21 protein-coding genes are annotated in these 21,761 nt (G+C 47.8%); 18 read left to right on the top strand and 3 right to left on the bottom strand.

Translation table 11 applies throughout. The features are described 5' to 3' along the window. Positions 1-6: 6 nt before the first annotated feature. From SATMO3_RS24000 to SATMO3_RS23970, 7 genes are all read left to right on the top strand, one after another. Entirely contained in the window at positions 7-1,374 is a 1,368-nt protein-coding gene (locus SATMO3_RS24000) for an amidohydrolase family protein (RefSeq protein WP_371372406.1), read from the top strand. A 124-nt stretch (positions 1,375-1,498) separates the two neighbouring features. Then, the gene (wrbA, locus tag SATMO3_RS23995; RefSeq protein WP_371372404.1) at positions 1,499-2,110 is read left to right on the top strand and encodes an NAD(P)H:quinone oxidoreductase; all 612 of its coding nucleotides are present in this window, start codon (positions 1,499-1,501) and stop codon (positions 2,108-2,110) included. A 167-nt stretch (positions 2,111-2,277) separates the two neighbouring features. Next, positions 2,278-2,487, top strand: coding sequence for a hypothetical protein (locus tag SATMO3_RS23990; RefSeq protein WP_371372402.1), 210 nt, complete (start codon positions 2,278-2,280; stop codon positions 2,485-2,487). A gap of 254 nt (positions 2,488-2,741) precedes the next feature. Beyond that, positions 2,742-3,107 carry a PadR family transcriptional regulator gene (locus tag SATMO3_RS23985; RefSeq protein WP_371372400.1) on the top strand — a complete coding sequence of 122 codons (366 nt, stop codon included), beginning with the start codon at positions 2,742-2,744 and terminating at the stop codon, positions 3,105-3,107. 74 nt (positions 3,108-3,181) lie between these two features. Beyond that, positions 3,182-4,207 carry an HlyD family secretion protein gene (locus SATMO3_RS23980; protein ID WP_371372398.1) on the top strand — a complete coding sequence of 342 codons (1,026 nt, stop codon included), beginning with the start codon at positions 3,182-3,184 and terminating at the stop codon, positions 4,205-4,207. A gap of 49 nt (positions 4,208-4,256) precedes the next feature. Further along, a complete protein-coding gene (locus SATMO3_RS23975; RefSeq protein ID WP_371372396.1) occupies positions 4,257-5,840 on the top strand; it encodes a DHA2 family efflux MFS transporter permease subunit in 1,584 nt (527 codons plus the stop codon). Between the two features lie 15 nt (positions 5,841-5,855). Next, complete coding sequence (locus SATMO3_RS23970; RefSeq protein WP_371372394.1) at positions 5,856-6,299, top strand: universal stress protein; 444 nt, start codon at positions 5,856-5,858, stop codon at positions 6,297-6,299. A 123-nt stretch (positions 6,300-6,422) separates the two neighbouring features. Here SATMO3_RS23970 and SATMO3_RS23965 read toward each other — a convergent pair whose 3' ends face one another. Further along, on the bottom strand, positions 6,423-7,004 hold the full coding sequence (locus tag SATMO3_RS23965) for a cyclase family protein (protein ID WP_371372392.1): 582 nt from the start codon (positions 7,002-7,004) through the stop codon (positions 6,423-6,425). A 290-nt stretch (positions 7,005-7,294) separates the two neighbouring features. Here SATMO3_RS23965 and SATMO3_RS23960 point away from each other — a divergent pair, with 290 nt between their 5' ends. The 11 genes from SATMO3_RS23960 to SATMO3_RS23910 all read left to right on the top strand — a co-directional run bounded on the left by SATMO3_RS23960 (position 7,295) and on the right by SATMO3_RS23910 (position 19,859). Next, on the top strand, positions 7,295-7,807 hold the full coding sequence (locus SATMO3_RS23960) for a MarR family transcriptional regulator (protein WP_371372390.1): 513 nt from the start codon (positions 7,295-7,297) through the stop codon (positions 7,805-7,807). Between the two features lie 107 nt (positions 7,808-7,914). Then, entirely contained in the window at positions 7,915-8,535 is a 621-nt protein-coding gene (locus SATMO3_RS23955; RefSeq protein WP_371372388.1) for a glucosaminidase domain-containing protein, read from the top strand. Between the two features lie 99 nt (positions 8,536-8,634). Continuing rightward, complete coding sequence (gene uraA / locus SATMO3_RS23950) at positions 8,635-9,900, top strand: uracil permease (RefSeq protein WP_371372386.1); 1,266 nt, start codon at positions 8,635-8,637, stop codon at positions 9,898-9,900. 447 nt (positions 9,901-10,347) lie between these two features. Then, a complete protein-coding gene (locus SATMO3_RS23945) occupies positions 10,348-11,205 on the top strand; it encodes a YitT family protein (protein WP_371372384.1) in 858 nt (285 codons plus the stop codon). Positions 11,206-11,514: 309 nt separating this feature from the next. Next, positions 11,515-13,509: an LTA synthase family protein gene (locus SATMO3_RS23940; RefSeq protein WP_371372382.1), complete on the top strand. Its 1,995-nt coding sequence runs from the start codon at positions 11,515-11,517 to the stop codon at positions 13,507-13,509. A 117-nt stretch (positions 13,510-13,626) separates the two neighbouring features. After that, positions 13,627-14,250 carry a peptidylprolyl isomerase gene (locus tag SATMO3_RS23935; RefSeq protein ID WP_371372380.1) on the top strand — a complete coding sequence of 208 codons (624 nt, stop codon included), beginning with the start codon at positions 13,627-13,629 and terminating at the stop codon, positions 14,248-14,250. 281 nt (positions 14,251-14,531) lie between these two features. After that, complete coding sequence (locus SATMO3_RS23930; RefSeq protein ID WP_371372378.1) at positions 14,532-15,296, top strand: epoxyqueuosine reductase; 765 nt, start codon at positions 14,532-14,534, stop codon at positions 15,294-15,296. 184 nt (positions 15,297-15,480) lie between these two features. Further along, positions 15,481-16,245, top strand: a complete 765-nt coding sequence (locus SATMO3_RS23925) for an amino acid ABC transporter substrate-binding protein (protein ID WP_371372376.1) — start codon at positions 15,481-15,483, stop codon at positions 16,243-16,245. 11 nt (positions 16,246-16,256) lie between these two features. Further along, positions 16,257-16,910, top strand: coding sequence for an amino acid ABC transporter permease (locus SATMO3_RS23920; RefSeq protein ID WP_371372374.1), 654 nt, complete (start codon positions 16,257-16,259; stop codon positions 16,908-16,910). 16 nt (positions 16,911-16,926) lie between these two features. Further along, positions 16,927-17,676, top strand: a complete 750-nt coding sequence (locus tag SATMO3_RS23915; protein ID WP_371381784.1) for an amino acid ABC transporter ATP-binding protein — start codon at positions 16,927-16,929, stop codon at positions 17,674-17,676. 626 nt (positions 17,677-18,302) lie between these two features. After that, positions 18,303-19,859 carry an ABC-F family ATP-binding cassette domain-containing protein gene (locus SATMO3_RS23910; RefSeq protein WP_371372372.1) on the top strand — a complete coding sequence of 519 codons (1,557 nt, stop codon included), beginning with the start codon at positions 18,303-18,305 and terminating at the stop codon, positions 19,857-19,859. Positions 19,860-20,126: 267 nt separating this feature from the next. Here SATMO3_RS23910 and SATMO3_RS23905 read toward each other — a convergent pair whose 3' ends face one another. Beyond that, positions 20,127-20,306, bottom strand: coding sequence for a hypothetical protein (locus tag SATMO3_RS23905; RefSeq protein WP_371372370.1), 180 nt, complete (start codon positions 20,304-20,306; stop codon positions 20,127-20,129). A gap of 215 nt (positions 20,307-20,521) precedes the next feature. Beyond that, positions 20,522-21,418 (bottom strand): LysR family transcriptional regulator, encoded by an 897-nt coding sequence (locus SATMO3_RS23900; RefSeq protein WP_371372368.1) that lies wholly within the window; start codon positions 21,416-21,418, stop codon positions 20,522-20,524. Positions 21,419-21,761 lie beyond the last annotated feature (343 nt).

Here is a 21,761-nt window from a genome sequence, read left to right as displayed (position 1 = left end):
AAAAATATGTATGACCTGGTGATTAAGAACGGAATTTTAATTGACCCGGAAAAACTTACCCGGCGTAAAGGCAATGTAGGCATCCGGAACGGAAAAATTGCGGCGGTAACCCAGTCTGAAATTCATGGCAAGCAGGAACTGGCGGCAGACGACAAGATTGTTTGCCCGGGATTTATCGATATCCACGGCCATGTAGACTGGAATACCTATTGCGGCGAACTGTCGCTGCGCCAGGGTATCACCACAACGGTCGGCGGGAATTGCGGACTCAGTCCGCTGGATATAGAAGCTTTCTTCGCCGTCCAGGAACAGGAAGGCTTTATTGTTAACCAGGCGGAAATGATCGGACATTCCATGAGTCTCAGGCAGGCAGTCGGGGCTATCGATCCTTTGCAGCCGGCTACCCCGGAACAATTGGCGCTTATGGAATATGCGGTGGAAAAAGCTTTTGAGGAGGGGGCCTGCGGCCTTTCCCTGGGGTTGGCTTACGCTCCCGGCAGCTCGGATGAAGAAGTATTTAATCTAAGCCGTCTGGCAGCCAGGTATGGCCGGGTGGTGGCCGTTGATACGCGAATGCGCACCGAGATTGATATGTATTCGCTGGTAGAAGCCATAAACATTGCCCGCAAAACAGGAGCACGCGTACAAATTTCGCATTTGGTGTACCAGTATGGCACCGGTGTCGTGGGCGAGGCCCTGGCGGTTATTGATAAGGCCAGAGCTGAGGGGTTGGATATCCGCTTTGACAGTGGCATGTATACCCAGTGGGCGACGCATATTGGCGCCGTGTTGTTTAGCGAAGAGTCGATTGCTCTCAATAACTGGAGCCTGGAGGATATTTTAGTTATTACCGGCAAGTATAACGGCAAGCGCCTGAATCCGGAAATATACCGGGATTTGCGTGAGAACCATCCGCAAACTTCTGTCGTGGTGTTCACCGGCATCGAGGAGGAGATTTATATGGCCTTGAATCATCCTTTTGCAATGCCTTCCACAGATACCGGCGCCTATGCACCGGGGGAAGGACATCCCCAAATCGCCGGCAGCTTTCCTCGTTACTTTCGGAGGATGGTTGGCGAGCGCCATGAACTGACCATCATGGACGCCGTAAGGAAAGCCACTCTGCTGCCGGCCGAGACGCTCGGCTTTCACTCCAAGGGACGTCTCCGGGAAGGCCTGGATGCCGACTTGGTCGTGTTTGATATTAAAGGCATAATGGATAAGGCTGATTTTGGTTTGCCGGATGCTACACCGGAAGGTATTGACTTTGTCGTAATCGGTGGAGAGATAGCCCTCGCCCAAGGTAAACTTGTTAATACCCGTGCCGGCAAAGCCGTGCGGTGCACCAAGCCGGTCTATGATTATAATATCTAAAGCATAAAATGACTTACAAGACCTATCAGGTAAAAATTTGAAATAAATTGATATTTATGCAGGATTTCGTTAATTAAAGGATAATATTATAAAAGAACAAATATTGCTTAGAGGAGTGAAGACAATGAAAGTTCTTGTGGTGTATTATTCTTTATACGGTCATGTACACCGTATGGCAGAGGCCATTGCCGCCGGTATCGGTGAAGTGGCGGGAGCAGAGGCCGTTTTGCGGCGGGTTCCGGAAACATTGTCTGCAGATATTTTAGAAAAAATGGGGGCAACAGCCGCCCAAAAAGCTCTTGCGCATATACCTGTTTGTACGCTGGATGAATTGGCTACGGCGGATGCTATTATTTTCGGCACGCCAACCCGTTTCGGCAATATGTGCGGGCAGATGCGCCAGTTCCTCGATGCTACAGGCCAGTTATGGCAGCAGGGGAAATTAGTTGGCAAAGTCGGCAGTGTCTTTACCAGTACGGCAACTCAGCATGGCGGGCAGGAATCGACAATCCTGAGCTTTCATACCACGCTGCTGCACCATGGCATGATAATTGCCGGCTTACCGTACACCTTTGCCGGCCAGACGACCATTGACGAAATGGCTGGCGGATCGCCTTACGGAGCCTCCACCATTGCCGGCGGCCGGGGCGAAAGAATGCCGAGTGAAATTGAGCTTGCCGGGGCAAAATTCCAAGGTAAGTATGTGGCTGAAATAGCGGCAAAGCTGTCCAGCTAAAAAGCAATAATCAAGTCAAAGGAATTTGGCGGAGCCCGGTAACGGGCTCTTTTCTTTTTGCGGACAAAACAGGACCTTTTGCCTATAAAAAATAGTTCTTAAATCTTAAGGAAGTTTTGCGAACAATGACGAATTAAGCCAAAAATAATTTTTAGCAGGGTGATTGGATGATTGAAAAGATTTATTCATTACGGGAGCAAATGGTAAAATTAGGTTATGCCATCGGGGAAATAGATGCATGGATTCGCCATGTAATGGGGGATATACCCATTGATCAGCTCGATAATCAGGACTGCCTGGAACTGATTGATAATCTCAACAGCTACATCCTGTTTGCCAAAAAAGCCAGGCAATTGCCCATAGAGAATACTTTCTGAGCCCGGTGCCGGGCTCAGTTTTTTATCCTGATAGATAACTTTCGCCAAAGCCTCGGCGCAAGCCGTGTTTTCTTTAGCCGGCAGGATCTTTTTTCCCGGATAAAAGCAATATCGTCAAGGGGCGAGCGGCGTAAAAAAAATATATGCTGATTTTACTCATGGCGGGATAAAGTGTTGGGTATATATTGACCTGCCAACAAATAGTTGATATTATTAATAATAATAAAAATAATCAAGATTGTGAGGTAACTTATTTGTCTACTAAGAATAATGATTTTTTAAGTTTTATGCGATTGGTGCTCGGCTTATACATATTGAAAATTTTGCAGCAAGAGCCTGCGCACGGCAATAAAATGGCGGAAGAAATCAAAAGGCGCACCGAAAACGCGTATACGCCCAACACCAACGCACTGTATCCGTTACTACGGATTATGGAAGAAAAGGGATATATAATCGGCGAATGGGATAGCCCGGTTACCCGGAATAAGCGGATCTACACCATTACGGAAAGCGGGCTGGCCCGTATACCGGCATTGGAATTAATGCTGGAAGAACGGCTAAAACAACTGGAGTGGAAGGTCGCTGTCCTGCGCCAGGATTTACTGCAGCACGACAAGTAGGAGTGTTCTGACAATCCCGGTTTACCACACTAAGTTAAGCAAAATATATGCATAAAAAAAGGCGAGGGAATTATGTGAGTACAGGGACTTCAAGGTTGAGTAACCGGCAGATGGCGATGATCTGTGGCGTCCTGATTGCAATTTTGGTTGCCGGGGGCTTGTGGTGGTGGATTCGCGCCAGCCGGATGGTCACGACAGATGACGCCAGGGTAAAAGGTACCATTGTGGCGGTAAGTGCCAAGATCAATGGCCGCATCGAGAAAGTACTGGTAAAAGAAGGGGACAACGTGCAGGCCGGTCAGGTAATAGCTGTGCTTGAGCGCCAGGAATTTGAGGCTCAGGTGGAGCAGGCCAAGGCAAATTTAGCTATGGCCCAGGCGAAACTGGCAGCGACACTGGCCGGCAACCGGCCGCAGGAGGTTGCTCAAGTCAATGCCGCAGCCCTGCAAGCAAAAGCTAATCTGGAGAATGCCCGCAAAAACAGTGAAAGGGATGAAGCCCTTTACCGGCAGGGAGCCATATCTGTACAACAGCGGGATGCAGGCAAAACGGCTTATGATGTTGCGCAAGCGCAATATGTCGCGGCTTCTGAGCATTACAATATGAGTGTTGAGGGTTCACGCCAGGAGGATATTGCAATGGTCCAGGCTCAGGTTCAGCAGGCGCAGGCTGCGTTAAAGAATGTTGAAATTCTCCTGGCTGATACCGCGATTAAAGCCCCTGTTGCCGGCGTAATTGCCGTAAAGTCTGTTGAAGACGGGGAAGTTGTGGCCTTTGGCCAGCAGCTGTTCAACATTAGTAATCTTGCCGATGTCTGGATCGGCGCCAATATCGAGGAAACCTATATTGGGAGGGTAAAGGTCGGTCAACCGGTGGAATTTACGATTGATGCCTACCCTGACAAAAAATTTACCGGCGAGGTAATTGAAGTGGGTCCTGCGTCCGGCTCCCAGTTTGCGTTATTGCCAACTGAGAATACCTCCGCTAATTTTACCAAGGTTACGCAGCGGCTGCCGATTAAGATTAAGGCCGGCGAGTCTGAATATGTATTGAAACCAGGTATGTCGGCGGAAATTCGTATTTTTACGAAGCAGCTGTAGCTAGGCTGGCGGCTAAAAACTGATATTCCCGTTGTGAAAGGTTTTTATTATGTTTAAGAAATATGCCATTCTCTGCGCTGTTTGCCTGGGAACCGTGCTGAGCGCCTATGTCAGCAGCTGTGTTAATATAGCTCTTCCCAATATTATGGCGGCATTGAACTTTAATATGGATTCGATTGTCTGGGTTTCTTTAGGGTATATGCTGCCATATGGCTCGACCTTGCCTTTGACAGGCAAACTGGGCGATCAGTTTGGCGCCAAAAATGTATATGTGCTGGGATTAATTCTGTTTACCGTGTCTTCCCTGCTCTGCGGAATTGCCACAAATTCTACGGCCATGATTGTTTTTCGGATTTTGCAGGGGATTGGCGCCGGTATGTTGTTGCCGAATGCCATGACAATTGTTGCGGAAACCTTTGCCGCCAACGAGCGCGGCCAGGCCCTGGGCGTGTGGAGCGCGATGGCGGCGGCCGGCAGTGCGATGGGGCCGACAGTCGGGGGTTATATCATAGAGAGTTTTGACTGGCGCTGGATTTTCTTTTCTGTCGGGCCATTCTGTATTTTAAGCATTATTTTTGCCTTGGCCGTTATTCCCAAATCCAGCCGCAATTCGGCTGCCACCGTCGATTTCCTGGGAGCCGCCCTGCTGATTGCCAGCATTAGCTCGCTCTTGGTAGCGCTGAATCAGGGGCAAAAAGAAGGCTGGGATTCTCTTTATATTCTTTCGTTGTTTTACCTGGCATTTGCCGCTTTTGTATTGTTCATGGCAGTAGAATTCAAAGTGGAAAAACCCATGATTGACATGCGTTTGTTTGCCAATCCCACCTTCACAGTTGCCAATTTGATCGGTTTCATATCCTTTGTTGCATTTTACGGCGGAAATTTCCTGTTGCCGTTTTTTCTCAAATCAATTCTTGGTTATAGCTCTACGACCTCAGGTTTAATGCTGCTGCCGCTGACTGCGGCCATGGTCGTATTTTCACCGCTTGGCGGCCGTCTGGCCGACCGCTTCGGCTCGCGCCTGCCGGCGTTTACCGGTATTATGATGATTGCCGGCGCTTTATATTCCCTGGACACTATCAGTGCTGAATATTCGAGTCGTGATTTCTTTGTACGTCTTTCCTTATTCGGGATGGGCCTGGGGCTTACCATGTCGCCGCTGACAAATTGCGCCGTCTCATCACTTCCGAAAGATAAAATCGGTGTCGGCTCAGGAATTTTTAACCTGGCCAAAATCATTGGCGGCAGCATGGGCGTAGTTCTCGCCGAGACATTGCTGACGCGGCGGGAAATATATCATACTGCAGTGCTCAAGGAATATCTGAATCCGGCAACCCATTCGTCGCCGGACATATACCGTCTGTTGCAGGAACTATGGGGTAACCAGGGCATGGACAGCTCCATGCTGCTGACAGCCACTCATGGCTGGCTGACCGGACAGGGTCTCTTACCACAGCAGTATGTAATGCTTAAAGCCCTGCTTGGCCAGATGGTTGCCCGCCAGGCGGCCATATTATCATTTCAGGATGTGTTTTTTACGGTGGCGATTGTGTGTTTTGCCGGCGGCTTGCTGGCTTTATTGATAAGGCGGAAAACGGCTGCTCCGGACCCGGTAGTCCGGGAAAGTAACTAACAGGGAGGAATGGAAATGTACTCATTTCAACATATTCTGGTTCCGGTCGATGGTTCGGCCAACTCACAGCGGGCCATGCACTATGCGAGCTATCTGGCGGAACATTGCCAGGCAAAGATCGGCGTTTTGCATGTGGTCAACCTTTCCCTGGCTATGTCGCCAATGGGGCAAATCAATACCGGCGGGTATATTCCTGAACGGGTTGTGGAAGATCTCCAGGAATCAGGGCGTTTGATTATCGATAAAGCCTTGCAGCAAGTTCCGCCAGCGGTAACGGCCCAAGGCTTTCTGGAAATGGGTGTACCCTCTGAAGTGATTGTGGCATTTTGCCGTGAGAATGCCTATGACCTGATTGTAATGGGCAGCAGGGGCTTAGGCACCATCAAAGAGTTTTTCTTAGGCAGTGTCAGTAACTATGTCCTGCACCATGCCGCCTGTCCGGTTATGGTGGCTAAATAGTTTAGCCGTCGACTTAGCTTCAGGTGAGGTTAAAACCCCACCTGAAGCTAAGTCGACTTTTATATTCATTATGAAGTAGAGAATCCGCCGATGCAGGCGGGTGGTGCCTGCCAAACTCGTAGCCTATAATTCGGCAACAACCCGGCAGGGCAGGCCTGTAAGTCCTTCATAGTTGACCGGATAAGTGTGCACAACGAAAGGCTGGCCGTTAGCCGCTGCCAGCAATTTCTCGAGGTTAGCAAGATTTTCAATAACAAAAACTCCGTTATCGGCGCAATACTGGTCAGCCCGGTGATGTTCGGCCGGCTTACGGATGCCGGCGAAGTCAATACCGATCATGCTCACCTTTTTATTTACAAGTTCGGTTATTAGCGCATCTGATAATTCGGGATGACTTTGGCAATATTCAGGAGTTCCGTATTTTTTTTCTTTTAGATACCCAGTGTGAAATATAACAAAATCGTATTCAGTGACTTCGTCTATATTGATATCGGCTGCCTCAATATCTCTTCCTTTTACATGGCTGAGATTAAAAAGGATTCCTCTTCTTTCGGTATTTTCCAACGGGAATTTTTTGTCCATAACATCAAAGTGAGTGCCGATATGGCCAAATTTAACAACAGGGGGAATCTGGCCGGAGGTAGTCTGCTTCAACACTAAGTTTAGAATTTCATCGGTAACGACAACTGATAAATCAATTTTCATTATACATTTCTCCTTAATTATAAAGTAAACTTAGCTTCAGGTGGGGTTTTAGCCCCATCTGAAGCTAAGTTGCCCTTATCCCGGGACTTATCCGCTCTTACTCCCACTTACAGAAGGGGAGTCTTAGAGCGGGTTAGTCACAGGATAAACATATTGTTTCCTGGGAAACAATTTTAGTATAACAGAATATTGTTTCCGTGTAAACTATTAATGGTTGGCTTTAGGCAATTTTATACTGTATAATGATATTGCTTCTGAAATAATCATTTACGAAAAGTTAGGTTGATAGCATGCAAAGTAAAGAACAGGAAGTTCAGAGTTTAATCGGCAAAATTGAAGGTTTAGTGTATGAGTTTAACAATCTGGAAGATCATAAACGGCAAAAACTAGAGACTGTTTTATTGGTACAAGGGTATGAGGAACTGCGCAATGTAAGTATTACTTTGGCGGAATGTCATGTAATTGACTGTATTGAGCGGAACGAAACGCTCAATACCACTGCTATTGCCCAAAAATTAAATATAACCAAAGGCGGAATTTCCAAGATAACAGCTAAATTGGTGAAGAAGAATATGCTAGAGGTTCATCGCCTGGCAAATAATCAAAAAGAAACGTACTATCGCTTAAAACCGCTTGGCAAAAAGGTCTTTAAGCTTCACGAAACTTTGCACAAGCAGGCCGAAGAAGTGTTTAAAACTTATTTTCGTACCTACAGCCGGGAAGAAGTGGCGTTTGCCGGCAGATTTTTAAACGATTTGACTGCGGCGATCCAAGCCACAACAAACGGGAATTCTGAAAGCTAAGGAGAAATTTTGCTAGCTCTCATTGGCCGGCGGCAAATGTCGAATTGCCAAAAGATACAAGCTTAAGAGGGAGGATACCGGCTAAATGGTCAGTGGAGGAAAGAGAAATGCGCATTATTATATTAGCTATTGTCTGGCTGCTTGTTGCTATGCCAGGGGTGTTTGCCGGTCCGCAGGTAATCGGGGATGATCTTAGAACTGACACGGTATTGGACTTATCCATTATGGGTCCACCGCTGGCAACCAAAGAGCAGTGCCTGCAGCACTTGCTTGGTAGAAATCCCTTGCCGGCGCTTACCGTACCAGCCGAGGAATTAGTTAATTACTATTATGAGGAAGCTATGACGGAGGGTGTCCGGCCGGACGTTGCCTTTGCCCAGGCGTTGCACGAAACAGGTTATTTTCGCTATGGCGGCGATGTAATACCACTGCAGAATAATTTTAGCGGCTTGGGAACAGTGGGCAATGGTGCACGCGGCGTGTGGTTCAGTTCGGCCCAAATCGGAGTGCGCGCACAAATCCAGCACCTGCTGGGATATGCTTCCGCCGCTGCCCCGAAGCAAGCCATTGTTGATCCCCGCTATAGTTTATTAAAAACAAGCAAGTACTTCGGCAGCGCCAGAACCTGGACAGAACTCAACGGCAAATGGGCTATACCGGGTAAAACCTACGGACAGAAGATTCTGAGGATCCATGAACAGATTATGCGAGAAAAGCCCGTGGCATAAAAATTGGACAAGCATTTACCGTAAGTAAATTGGTAAAAAGATTCGCTGATTTGTTATAATACATAAAGATATGAAAAAAGCGAGAAAGATGGTGGAAAAATGTCCGGAAGAATGATTGATGTCGATGAACGCCCATCCCTGCTGGAAACAATTCCTCTTAGTCTCCAGCATTTGTTTGCCATGTTTGGTGCTACAGTTCTGGTGCCTATTCTTTTTAAAGTAAATCCGGCGACAATCCTCTTGTTTAATGGGATTGGCACACTGCTTTATATTTTTATCTGTAAGGGCAGGATTCCGGGGTATCTTGGTTCGAGCTTCGCCTTCCTGTCACCGGTGTTTGTTGTCTTGCCGCAATACGGCTACGAAGCGGCGCTGGGCGGTTTTATAGTGGCCGGGCTGATCTTCAGCCTGGTGGCCTTGTCCATCGGTGCCCTTGGCATGAAATGGATTGATGTGATTTTTCCACCGGCGGCTATGGGGGCCATTGTGGCCGTAATCGGCCTGGAGCTGGCGCCGGTTGCAGCTGAAATGGCCGGTCTGACTGCCAAAACACTGGATCCCAAGGTCATCACGGTTTCACTGTTCACCTTGGCCGTGACAATTCTTGGCTCTGTAGTTTTCCGCGGATTTTTATCGATCATTCCTATTCTGGTAGGGGTACTTGCCGGTTACCTGCTGGCCTTTTTTATGGGACTGGTTGATACGGCCGGCATAGCCGGGGCGGCCTGGTTTGAAGCGCCTGCTTTTTACACACCGCGCTTTGAAATGAACGCCATTGCTATTATTGCTCCGGCCGCGCTGGTAGTTATTGCCGAGCATGTGGGACACTTGCTGGTAACCGGTAATATTGTCGGGCGTGATCTGATCAAAGACCCGGGACTGCACCGCTCGCTCTTAGGCAACGGTTTGTCTACCATGCTGTCCGGCTTCTTCGGTTCTACTCCCAATACAACCTATGGTGAAAATATTGGCGTTATGGCCATTACCAAAGTCTACAGTGTCTGGGTTATCGGCGGCGCCGCTGTTATCGCCATCGTTTTATCCTTCGTGGGCAAACTGGCAGCGGCCATTCAAAGCATCCCCACGCCGGTCATGGGCGGTATTTCTCTGTTATTGTTCGGCGTTATCGCCGCATCAGGTATCCGCATGCTGCTGGAATCCAAAGTAGATTACAGCAAAGCCAGGAATCTGATCCTGACGTCTATTGTGCTCATTGTTGGTATCAGTGGCGCTCATATCAGCATTGGCACAGTGGATATGAAGGGTATGGCTTTAGCCACTGTCGTATCAATTTTTGTCAGCCTGGTATTCAAGCTGCTGGATATGTTGTCGCTAATGAATGACGGTTCTGACGAACCCGGTTGATTCGACGACTTAGCAACAGATGGGGTAAAGCACCACCTGATGCTAAGTCGGCCTTATAATGGAACTTCCCAAGGACTGTGTTTGTGCACAGTCCTTTTTTAATGTATTAAAATTATAAGTTTGCAAGGCGGCAAGCCCTTATAAAACAAGGAGTGCCAAGGTCAATGCCCGGTGACGGCGCCTCAGTACCGTTGATGGCTGTAAGGACCGCGTCAGCGTTTTTTTATCCTGATAGAGAGTATAACTTTCGCTGGATAAGGGCAACATCGGCTTCCACTTTCGCCAAAGGCTCGGCGCAAGCCGTGTTTTCTTTATTTTAAAGAACAGGCGAACGGGATTTGCGCTATTGATCAGGACTGTCAGGAGCGGTGCTGGTCTACGCTGTTTTAAAAATGGCCTTGGATAAACATAATAGGAGATAGAGACTATCGGAAAAGGGGTTTTTGCATGCCGAAAAAGAATAAGACACTTACCCAAATAAAGCGGTATATAATTTTGTTTATTGGTTCGATAATTTATGCGGCAGGATTGGAAATCTTCCTAGTGCCTAATAACGTTATCGACGGCGGTGTGGTCGGCCTGGCTATTATGGCCAGTCACCTGACAGGGCTGCCGCTGGGCTTGTTTCTAATTGTTATCAATATTCCCTTTATATATCTGGGGTATAAACAAATCGGCAAGACATTTACCCTGTCAACCATCTTTGCCATCATATCGCTGTCCTATTGGAGCAATATTTTTCTGCCTATCCCTGGGCTGACCAACGATTTGTTTTTGGCATCGGTATTTGGGGGGATTATCCTGGGAGTCGGGGTAGGCCTCATTGTCCGTTACGGTGGTTCATTGGACGGATCGGAAATTATCGCCATCCTGATGGACCGGCAAACCAGCTTTTCAGTAGGTGAAATTGTACTGGTAATCAACCTGTTCATCTTGTCTGCCGCCGGCCTCGTTTTTGGCTGGGACCGGGCCATGTACTCACTGGTTGCTTACTTTATTGCTTCAAAAATAATTGATATCACAATCGAAGGGTTGGATGAGTCAAAAGCAGTCTTTGTAGTGTCCGACCAGGCGGACGATATCGCTAGTGCGCTTATGGCCCGTCTGGGGCGGGGGGTAACTTTCCTGCAGGGGAAAGGTGGCTACAGCGGCGAGGAAAAGAGTATCCTGTACGCAGTAATCACCCGCCTGGAAATTTCTAAGTTCAAGTCTATAGTTATGGATATTGATGAAAGCGCATTTGTTACGATTAACGACGTGCATGATGTTATGGGCGGTTCGTTTAAAAAGAAAGCCATTCATTGAAACTCTCCCCGTGCGGCAGCAGAAACTGGTCATTGCACTGGCTTGCAGGAATATTACCGCTTTAGCGAAATGTGACAGGATAGGCAATAACAATATGAAAAGATGTAAAACGGTTCGACAATTGTCGAGCCGTTTTTATTTTTTACATTAAATTTTTTATCAGCAACGGCAGGATTTTAGCAAAAAAAATAGAAAACTACGGAGTTTTGACTTATAAGCAACGCTACGGTGGCTTTTGGTACAAGGCTGCAATGTGTGAGATGGCGCCGGGTAGCGGAGTTTTTTATATTGAGCGGGGGAAGAGAAGCTATGATTAAACTGGCTGATTGGGATGAGCTTTGGGGAGAGTTTCAGCAGGACTGCAAATTATTTGTGTTTATCCTGCTGGTTTTCTGCCTGTTTCGCATGGGATTTATCGCCGTGATGCATTCATATCTGGGTGAAGCCGTAACAATGGCTGATATTGCCTCAGCCCTTTATTACGGTTTACGAATCAGTTTGAAAAGCGCCGGCCTACTGGTATTATTGCCGCTTGTCTGTTGTACAGGCCTTAGGATGTTCCTGGCCTGGCGAAAGGTGAGTCAGCTTCGCTATTATTGGGGAGTAGTTTATGTTATTATATTAAGCTTTTTGTTCCATGCGCGAATTCCTTATTATCAGGAGTTTCACATGGCATTCAATCAACTGCTGTTTAATACCTTGAACGATGATGTTACCGCCATTGTTCATACCGTGACAGACCAGTACAATCTACCGGCCCGAATTCTTTTGGCCGCCGCTACGGCGCTGGTTCTCTGTAAGCTGCTGAAACGCTGGCTGACTATCAGACCTTTTGCCTTTCCCCGTTATGCCAAATGGTATCAAAACGCTGCCTTACGTGTTATGCTGCTGATTGTCCTGTACCACCTGGCAATCTTTATCCGGTTTGGCGGAACCATGACCTACGCCTATAACATCGACTGGGAAAATTCAGGCATAACCAAGGATCAACTCTTAAATGAGGCCATTTTAGATGATGTACAGGCCTTATACCGGGCCTATGAATTGCATGAACGGGTTATTGCCTCAACCGGTCTGAACATGGACCCGGACAGGCTGGCCGATTATGGCCGTTATCTTGCAGGCAGCCAGGTAAACTCCAATAACCTGGATGATTACTTGCGTAAAAAGGTGGTTGCCGGGGCCGAGGCGCCGCCGCGGCAGGTATTTCTCATCATTGCTGAAAGCTACGCTAACTGGCCGCTGCTGCCTGCCTATAAAGACCTCAATATAGCCAACGGTCTAAAAGAAATTATCGCCCAGGAGAATGCCGCTTATGTTGCCAGCTTTCTTCCGAACGGCATGAGTACCATTTCCGGTGTCATGGGGGTACTCACTGGTTTGGCCGAAGCTAATCTGTATCTCAATTACTTGCCTGAGTCCTATAAAGAGCCTTATGCTACGGCTCTGGCGCCTCAGATGAAGCGACTGGGTTATACGGCCGATTTCTGGTACGCCGGCCCGGCATCCTGGGAGAAAGTCAGGGACTTTACCTTAGCGCAGGGATTTGACGAGTTTCATGGCATGGGCGACTACGACGGGGCAGGCGGCAATGTCTGGGGTTGTGACGACTATTATCTTTATAAAGCCGTGTTGGGGCGTGTAAAAGACGATAAGCCGGGCTTCCATGTTGTGCTGTCGGTGTCCAACCATTCCCCGTATACCGTTGATCTGGCCAAAGAAGGCTTTGATCCTGCCGTGGTTGCCGCCGGACTATCCGAAAAGATGCGACAGGATCAGGAATTGATCAAAAAACTGGGGCACTTTTGGTATGCCGATAAGATGCTCTCTCAGTTCATTAAGGACGCCCGCCGCCAGTATCCTGACAGTTTGTTCATCATTGTCGGCGATCATGCCGACAGAGTGAATATTGAACCCAGCCCGCCCATGTATGAACGTTATGCCATTCCGTTTGTGGTATACGGCAAAGGCATCACCAAAGAGTCTTTGCCTGAGAGCGCAGCCGGCAGCCACATTAATGTAGCGCCCACACTATTGGAATTGGTTGCCCCGACAGGGTTTGAATACTATTCGGTGGGGCGCAGTCTGACCCGGGGTAACGACTTTGGCATGAACTACGGTTTCTGGATTACGCCCGGCTATATCGGCAAGGCCGATACCGAAGGCGGCGAAGGCTTCCTGTTCAGACAGGGACAATTGCCGCCCAGCCAGGAAAAAATACGTCAGGAGATTGATGCCGCCCGGGCTGTTTCCTGGTGGCGGATAAAGTTTGGGAAAATGCTGCACACTGTGAAGGCGATCTAAGTTTTCCCGATAGACTATATTACTGATATCCTATTTGTAAATCTTTATTGGAAGCTATATATAGCTTGCTTTAATATGCTATACTAGTAGCTGGATACTAAGGGAACGGAGTGAGAAATGATGAAAAAAGTGTTTACCGCTTTGGCTGTAATGGCCACTCTCTTAATCATGCTTACTGCCGGTTGCGCCGGCAATAGCACTGGGCAGTCAAGTCCGCAGGCCGAGCAGCCCCAGCAGCAAACAGAACAAAAACAACAAGCGCAAACAACGGCAAAAAACAGCGTGGCTCTTTTTGAAACCTCCAAAGGCAACTTCCGGGTGGAACTGTTTGAGGACAAAGCGCCCCAGACTGCCAAGAACTTTATCACCCTGGTCAATAAAGGGTTCTATAACGGTCTGATCTTCCACCGGGTTATCGATGACTTCATGATCCAGGGCGGCGACCCCAAAGGCAATGGCACCGGCGGGCCCGGCTATACCATACCTGACGAATTTCACCGTGATCTCAAACATACCGAAGGGGTTATTTCCATGGCTAACGCCGGCCCTAATACCGGTGGCTCACAATTTTTCATAACCCTTAAGGCCACACCGTGGCTGGACAACAAGCATGCCGTCTTCGGCAAAGTAGTTGAAGGCATGGATGTCGTCCACGCCATCGGCAAAGTAAAAACAGGCGCGCAGGATAAACCGGTAGAAGACGTAGTTATTAAGAAAATTACCATCGAACCGGCAAAATAAATAAAAACAGCGGCCGTACCGGGAGCAAACCAGCCCGGTACGGCCTTTTTACATGAAACACGGGGACAGGGACCGTGTTTTATATGATGGCAGGGCAATCCTGGGTTCAACTGGCGCAACCTGTGGTTTCCTTTGTAATTTAATAAAGGAATTTAAATGTAAATAAAGAATAACAACAGGAATTACCTTGGCGCAACACTACCAGGAATGAGGATAAGCATCAGTTAGAAGGATAGTTTAACCGTTCTGAAGTGACATACTAAAACACTGGGGGGAAAATCATGAAAGTTGGGGTAGTTGAGCAAGCTGTGGCGGAATTCATTGCCGGAACGCCGCTCAATACGGTAAACGAAATAGGCCTGGACAGAATCTATGACAGACCGCTCGTAGGAGTGGCAAGAGCTGATGACGCGCTGTTTACCGCATTAAAATCCGCGGATGTTGTAGGCCCCCATCACTTATCGCCAGGGGAATGGCTCGCCGGGGCGCATACGGTGCTTTCTTACTTTTTGCCATTCTCTAAGACAGTGCGGGTAGCCAACCGGCAGGGTGACTTGCCGGCGGTGGAATGGCTGTACGCCCGGATTGAGGGCGAGGCCGTTAATAATGCGCTGCGCGAATTTTTGGTTGAGTGGTTCCAGCAGGCAGGCAGCCAGGTCGTATCGCCGGGGCTTGATACACGCTTGCGGGTGGTTGACCGTAGAAGCAACTGGTCAGAGCGGCATGTGGCCTATATTGCCGGCCTGGGTACATTCAGTCTGAACCGGTCGCTAATTACCAAAGCCGGGGCAGCTGGCCGGCTGGGCAGTGTAATTGTATCAGCCGAAATGGAGCCAACAGAACGCAGCTACCAAGCTTACGACGAATATTGCAGCAAATGCGGTGTTTGCATTAAACGCTGTCCGCCCCGGGCCATTGATGAAAATGGTAAGAATAACGATATTTGCGCCAAGTTTCTGGACAGCACGCTAGAACGGTATAAACCCCGCTACGGCTGCGGCAAATGTCAGACAGCCGTTCCCTGTGAAGCGGCGGCACCTGTGTAGCAAGACCGTTCCTTATAATTTGTCTCTGTAAAAAGAACAAAATAATGCGATTAAGTATGTAAATACAAGATTGGCAGTACATAAAGCAAGCCGTTTGCAAAAAACGGCTCTTTTTATCGCTTCCCAACTTTAATACGTTAAAGTAAAATAGAAATAGATTTTGGGGAGAGTGGAGGAGTCGTAAGTGAAAAAGTTAATTGCCTTTTTGATGATGTTGGTTCTCGCCGGTCTGCTGGTGGCCGGGTGCGGCGGGGCGGAAAAGAAGAAAATTGTTGTCGGCCTTGATGATAATTTTCCTCCGATGGGTTTCCGCGATGATAAGAATAATATTGTAGGCTTTGACGTGGATATGGCCAAGGAGGCTGGCAAGCGACTGGGCATGGAAGTAGAATTCAAACCCATCGACTGGAACAGTAAAGAGGCGGAGCTTAACGGTAAACGTGTGGACGTACTGTGGAATGGTTTGACAATTACCGAGAAACGCAAAGAAAATATCCTGTTTACCAATGCCTATATGGAGAACAGGCAGATTATTGTTGTGGCGGCAAACTCGCCGATCAAGCAGAAAACCGATTTGGCCGGCAAGGTGGTAGGCGCGCAGGAAGGCAGCAGCAGCATTGAAGCCATTGAAAAAGATGCCGCAACTATGAAGTCTTTTAAGGAATTGAAAAAGTTCAGCGATAATGTGGCCGCACTGATGGACTTAAAAACAGGACGGCTTGATGCTGTTGTTGTTGACGAAATCGTCGGGCGCTATTATATAGCTAAAAAACCGGGCGAATACAGCATACTCACCGAAAACTTCGGCTCGGAGGAATATGGTGTAGGTCTGCGCAAAGACGACAAAGAATTGTTAGCCAAACTGCAAAAAGCCATGGACGAAATGAAAAAGGATGGTACGGCAGCTAAGATTTCCAAGCAATGGTTTGGCGATGATATTGTAAAATAAGGAAGTAATTCATGGATTATATTCTGGGTATTTTACCGCCCATGCTGGAAGGCACGGGGGTAACACTGCAAATGTTTTTTACCACCATTGTTCTCTCTTTGCCCCTCGGATTGTTTTTAGCCTTGGCCCGCATTTCCCGGTTTAAGGCCCTGAGCGGTGCGGTCGGCGTATATATCTGGCTGTTCAGGGGTACACCCTTAATGCTGCAGCTGTTATTTATCTACTATGGCCTGCCTTTTGTGCCTTATATCGGCGTGCGCCTGCCGGATTTTTCCGCCGCTTTGCTGGCTTTTGTGCTTAATTATGCCGCCTATTTTGCCGAGATTTTTCGGGCTGGCATTCAGTCGATTGACCGGGGGCAGTATGAAGGCGCCAAAGTGCTGGGTATGACCTATGCGCAGACCATGCGGCGCATTGTTCTGCCGCAGGTAATCAAGCGGGTACTGCCGCCGGTGAGCAATGAAACCATTACGCTGGTAAAGGATACATCACTCATCTATGTATTGGCTATGAACGATTTACTCAGGACAACCCGGGCGATCGTCCAACGGGATTTTGATACAGCGCCGTTTATTGTGGCTGCCGTTTTTTACCTCCTGATGACACTGGTGCTTACCTGGGTATTCCAGAAACTTGAACAGCGGTATGCGGTTTATGACGAGTAGGGGTATAGATATGAGCATGATTAGTGCAAGCAATATTCATAAACGGTTTAATAATCTGGAAGTCTTAAAGGGCATCTCACTGGCCGTGAATAAAGGCGAGGTAATTGCCATTATCGGCCCCTCCGGCTCGGGTAAAAGTACTTTTCTGCGCTGTCTCAACCGCTTGGAGACCATTGACGAGGGCAGCATTGAGATTGAAGGTGAAATACTGGCAGATACCGATGCCGCCGGCAAAGTCCATTATGCTCCGGAACCGGCAGCCCGCCGGATTTGCCGCAAAATGGGCATGGTGTTTCAGCAGTTTAATCTCTTTCCCCACCTTACCGTACTGGAAAACCTGATCGAGGCGCCGCTAACCGTAAAAGGCGTCAAGCGTGAAGACATCGTACCGCAGGCCGAGGAACTGCTCTTAAAGGTAGGTCTGGCAGAAAAACGGGATGTTTATCCCTCGCGGCTGTCCGGCGGACAAAAACAACGGGTGGCTATCGCCAGAGCGCTTGCTATGAATCCGGATATCATGCTGTTTGATGAACCTACCTCGGCGCTGGACCCGGAACTTACCGGCGAGGTGCTAAAGGCCATGCGCCGGCTGGCGGAAGAGCATATGACCATGATTGTTGTTACGCATGAGATGGCGTTTGCCAGAGAAGTGGCCAACCGCGTCATCTTTATGGACGCCGGTGAAATTGTTGAGCAAGGAACACCGGCCGATGTATTCGGTTCACCGGTGCACGCCCGCACCAAAGCTTTTTTGAACAGGGTTTAGAATCATTAATAAAGCGAGATTGCCTGGTTGTCCGCGACGGCAGAAAGCAGAGTATCGTCTGCGTTCTGGGGCGGACCAACCGGCATCTCGCTTTTTTTATCCTGATAGAAAGTATAACTTTCGCCTGGATAAGGGCAACATCGGCTTCCGCTTCCGCCAAGGCTCGGCGCAAGCCGTGTTTTCTTTACTGGAATGTATAAGCTTTGTGTGTCGCTGAGGCCTTATAAAACCAAGGGTACCGGGTACAAGGCCCGGTGCGGGCGGCCGTCATACAACGCTGCGCCGCTGGCGCTTAACCTCCGCTTATGCATAACGGCCGCCCGCGCCTCAGTAATGTTGACAGTTGTAAGGAACGCGACAACGGTTTTTTAGCTAGTTGCTGCTATATACAACGCACAAAAGACTGAAACTGTCATTGCAAGGAGGTATGACGAAGCAATCTTCCTTATTGCTCCGTAAAAAGAAACAGGACGACTGGGGAAGATTGCTTCGTTAACGCTCGCAATGACAAATGCGATTCTTTATTGCGTTATAGAGCGAGTTTTATAAAAATGGGTTTTGACAGCAGGAACGGCTTACGCTAGAATAGAAGGGTATTTCTTAATTTAATTTTGTAGGAGTTTACTATGAGTGTTTTAACTGTTGACAAGGTGTCACATGGTTTTGGCGCCCGCACCATTCTTACCGATGCCTCCTTCCGTCTGCTAAAAGGTGAACATGTCGGCTTAATTGGCGCCAATGGCGAAGGAAAATCAACTTTTTTAAATATTATCACCGGCCAGCTTACCCCGGATGAAGGTAAGGTAGAGTGGTCCAACCGGGTTACTGTCGGCTATCTTGATCAGCATTCGGTGCTAACGAAAGGCAAGACCATCCGGGATGTGCTCCGGGAAGCCTTTCAAAACATGTTTGATCTGGAAGCCGAAATGCTTGGCTTGTATGACAAAATGGGCGAAGCTACACCGGAGCAGGTGGAAAAAATGATGGAAGAAGTCGGTGAACTGCAGGACATGCTGGAGCACGGCAGCTTCTATATGATTGATGCCAAGATCGAGGAAGTGGCCAACGGCCTGGGACTCGGCGATATTGGCCTGGACCGCGATGTAACTGACTTAAGCGGCGGCCAGCGCACTAAGGTACTTTTGACCAAGCTGCTGCTGCAGAACCCTACCATCCTGATTCTCGACGAGCCTACCAACTATCTTGACTTTGAACATATTGAGTGGCTCAAGAAGTATTTGAAGAACTACGAAAACAGCTTTATTCTGGTTTCCCATGACATTCCGTTCTTAAATGAAGTGGTAAACGTCATTTACCATGTGGAAAATGCCGTTCTTACCCGCTATACTGGCGATTATGAGCAGTTCCAGCAAATGTACGCCGTGAAAAAGAGCCAGGAGAACCGCGCCTACGAGCGCCAGCAGCAGGAAGTGGAGCGGATGGAAGATTTTATCGCCCGCAACAAGGCCCGGGTAGCTACCCGGGGTATGGCCAACAGCCGCCAGAAACGCCTGGACAAGATGGAGATACTGGAAAAACCCAGGGAAAAACCCAAGCCGACTTTTCAGTTCCGCGAAGCCCGCACACCCAGCCGGTTTATTGTGGAGGCCAAGAATCTGGTGCTCGGTTATGACGAACCGCTCACCAGGCCTGTTGATATTACCCTGGAGCGCGGCCAGAAAGTGGCTATCAGGGGCGTCAACGGTCTGGGTAAATCCACGCTGTTAAAAACACTGCTGGGTTATCTCCAGCCGGTCGACGGTAAGGTCAGCCTGGGCGATTATCTGTTCCCCGGCTATTTTGAGCAGGAATCCAGCCGCCATAACACCAAAACGGCTATGGAAGAAGTCTGGGATGAATATCCCGGCTTAACCAATTTTGAAGTCCGGGCGGCGCTGGCCCGCTGCGGTCTGACTAACGAGCACATTACCAGCCAGATGATGGTGCTGAGCGGTGGTGAGAACGCTAAAGTCCGTCTCTGCAAGCTTATGCTCAAGGACGTTAACTGGCTGGTACTGGACGAGCCTACCAACCACCTTGACGTCGACGCCAAGGATGAGTTAAAACGTGCGCTTATGGAGTATAAAGGCACCATCCTGCTGGTGTCCCACGAACCTGACTTCTATGAAGACTGGGTAACCGATGTCTGGAATGTGGAAAACTGGACAACGAAAATCGTATAGATAATATAAAAACCGGACTGTGCTAACACAGCCGGTTTTTATGTTGGGCCTAAAACATGGGGACAGGGACAGTGTTTTAGGTGGTTCGATTCGTTTGTGGTTTAGGCAGTAAGGAGTGGCGCCTGACACTGACGGGTTGTAGGAAAAATATCCTGAAAATAATAATTCCCGGGTAGACCTAAGTAAGTATTCACACTAAGGTATGTATACTTAACTCTACCCGGGAAGTCAGGTGTTGGAAGCGAGATGTTATTAAGACTGTCACGGTTAGGAGGGGACAGCCATATCCCAAAACCGCTGTTCTCTGGTTATATCAGTAGATCTTGCTTTTATATTCACTACGTTGGTCTGCGTTTGTGCTGCTTTCAGGGAGTTTTTGCTGCTGGTAAAATCATCTTGGCTGTTAAAATTCAGGACCTTTTTTATAGTATAGACTAATGCACTCATATTGGCATACTCCTTTTGTTTGAAATTCATTCTTTTAAAGAATTTAATTTGTGGTAATATATTATTTTAGTTGCAAGCGCTTGTTGTAGCTTTATTGTACTCTCTTCACAGGATTAAAGGAAATACTTATTACGTATCTGCTGTATGCAGATATTGCATAAAAAACTTACTGAAAAATAAGAAAGACCAGACAATCAGTCTGATCTTTAGAATAGTTACAGTGCTTCAGCGACGCCGTATTCTTTTTTTACAAACGTCAAAAATTCACGGAAGGCGTGGGATAGATAACGGTCTTTTTTCCATACCAATGCCAGCCGTAAACAAAATTTCGGATCAATAAACGGTTTGGAAACAATGGTTTTGGTGTCAAGGCTTTTACATATCTTACTGGGCAACAGGGCAATGCCATAGTTGGTTGCCACCATTTGCGTCATCATCTCGCGCTGGGATGTTTCCAAAGCAATTTTGGGAGTAAAGCCGGCCTGTTTGCAGCCGCTTACGATTATATCATATAATTTATAATCGCTATTGTATATTATAAATTCCTCATCCTTGAGATCCTGGTAGTTAATAATATCGCGCGCTGCCAGTCTATGAGCCGGGTGCACGATGACATTAAGCGGATCTTTCTCGAACCATATTTTTTCATATAGTTCGGTACTTTCATCCGGGGTAAATATACCCATGTCCAGCAGGCCGTCCTGAATAGAGGTTTCAATTTTCTTCGGACCGAACTCATACAATTGAATACGGATTTTAGGATAGGCTTTTCGGAATGCACTGAGTAAATGGGCGAAAGTAGTAACCGCGGTAATGGGCGGCAGGCCAATATGAAGTTTTCCTGCCTGCATTTTAGTGAGACCTTCCAACTTGGTACTTATGTTTTCAAATGAGGATACCACTTGCTGCGCCTGTTCCAGAATAAATTCACCCGCATCGGTTAATTCAACATATTTGGTATTACGATAAAATAAAGTTATTCCGAACTGTGTCTCCAATTCTTTAATGGCCCTGCTGATGGATGGCTGGGATATGTGTATTGCTTCCGCAGCCTGGCTAAAGCTTTTTCTACGAGCAACTTCGATAAAATATTCCAGATTTCGTATGTCCACAGATATTCTCTCCCTTGGCAAATCCTATTACTGCAATTGGCGCGTCAACATGTGTATTACTTGCGAGCTTTTCTTGCACATATAATACATTGCCTCATTAAAAGCCCATGTTTTTATTGTACCAGCATTTTATGTATTCGCAAAATGCAATAGTGAAAAACACGGGGACAGTGTTTTCCTTCAGGGCAAATGTTGCATTCCCCTGCCATACGATTGGCTGTTGCCGCATCATTGCCGATGGAGCAGCTTTTGGTATAATTTAAACAGTGCACAGAAAATCTTTTCAATTCAAATGAATTTATCCCAACTTTGCAGGGATAATTGGAAAAAGAGGAAATAAAAT

This window comes from Sporomusa aerivorans (assembly GCF_041428895.1).
Taxonomy (GTDB): Bacteria; Bacillota; Negativicutes; order Sporomusales; family Sporomusaceae; genus Sporomusa; species Sporomusa aerivorans.
This window is presented reverse-complemented; position numbering and strand designations above follow the sequence as displayed.

Bases quoted from the DNA above. Each gene is read 5' to 3' on its own strand.
- SATMO3_RS24000 (WP_371372406.1), top strand. From the start codon at position 7: ATGTATGACCTGGTGATTAAGAACGGAATTTTAATTGACCCGGAAAAA.
- SATMO3_RS23990 (WP_371372402.1), top strand. From the start codon at position 2,278: ATGATTGAAAAGATTTATTCATTACGGGAGCAAATGGTAAAATTAGGT.
- SATMO3_RS23910 (WP_371372372.1), top strand. From the start codon at position 18,303: ATGAGTGTTTTAACTGTTGACAAGGTGTCACATGGTTTTGGCGCCCGC.
- SATMO3_RS23970 (WP_371372394.1), top strand. From the start codon at position 5,856: ATGTACTCATTTCAACATATTCTGGTTCCGGTCGATGGTTCGGCCAAC.
- uraA (WP_371372386.1), top strand. From the start codon at position 8,635: ATGTCCGGAAGAATGATTGATGTCGATGAACGCCCATCCCTGCTGGAA.
- SATMO3_RS23905 (WP_371372370.1), bottom strand. From the start codon at position 20,306: ATGAGTGCATTAGTCTATACTATAAAAAAGGTCCTGAATTTTAACAGC.
- SATMO3_RS23930 (WP_371372378.1), top strand. From the start codon at position 14,532: ATGAAAGTTGGGGTAGTTGAGCAAGCTGTGGCGGAATTCATTGCCGGA.
- wrbA (WP_371372404.1), top strand. From the start codon at position 1,499: ATGAAAGTTCTTGTGGTGTATTATTCTTTATACGGTCATGTACACCGT.
- SATMO3_RS23940 (WP_371372382.1), top strand. From the start codon at position 11,515: ATGATTAAACTGGCTGATTGGGATGAGCTTTGGGGAGAGTTTCAGCAG.
- SATMO3_RS23915 (WP_371381784.1), top strand. From the start codon at position 16,927: ATGATTAGTGCAAGCAATATTCATAAACGGTTTAATAATCTGGAAGTC.
- SATMO3_RS23945 (WP_371372384.1), top strand. From the start codon at position 10,348: ATGCCGAAAAAGAATAAGACACTTACCCAAATAAAGCGGTATATAATT.
- SATMO3_RS23965 (WP_371372392.1), bottom strand. From the start codon at position 7,004: ATGAAAATTGATTTATCAGTTGTCGTTACCGATGAAATTCTAAACTTA.
- SATMO3_RS23975 (WP_371372396.1), top strand. From the start codon at position 4,257: ATGTTTAAGAAATATGCCATTCTCTGCGCTGTTTGCCTGGGAACCGTG.
- SATMO3_RS23955 (WP_371372388.1), top strand. From the start codon at position 7,915: ATGCGCATTATTATATTAGCTATTGTCTGGCTGCTTGTTGCTATGCCA.
- SATMO3_RS23960 (WP_371372390.1), top strand. From the start codon at position 7,295: ATGCAAAGTAAAGAACAGGAAGTTCAGAGTTTAATCGGCAAAATTGAA.
- SATMO3_RS23920 (WP_371372374.1), top strand. From the start codon at position 16,257: ATGGATTATATTCTGGGTATTTTACCGCCCATGCTGGAAGGCACGGGG.
- SATMO3_RS23935 (WP_371372380.1), top strand. From the start codon at position 13,627: ATGATGAAAAAAGTGTTTACCGCTTTGGCTGTAATGGCCACTCTCTTA.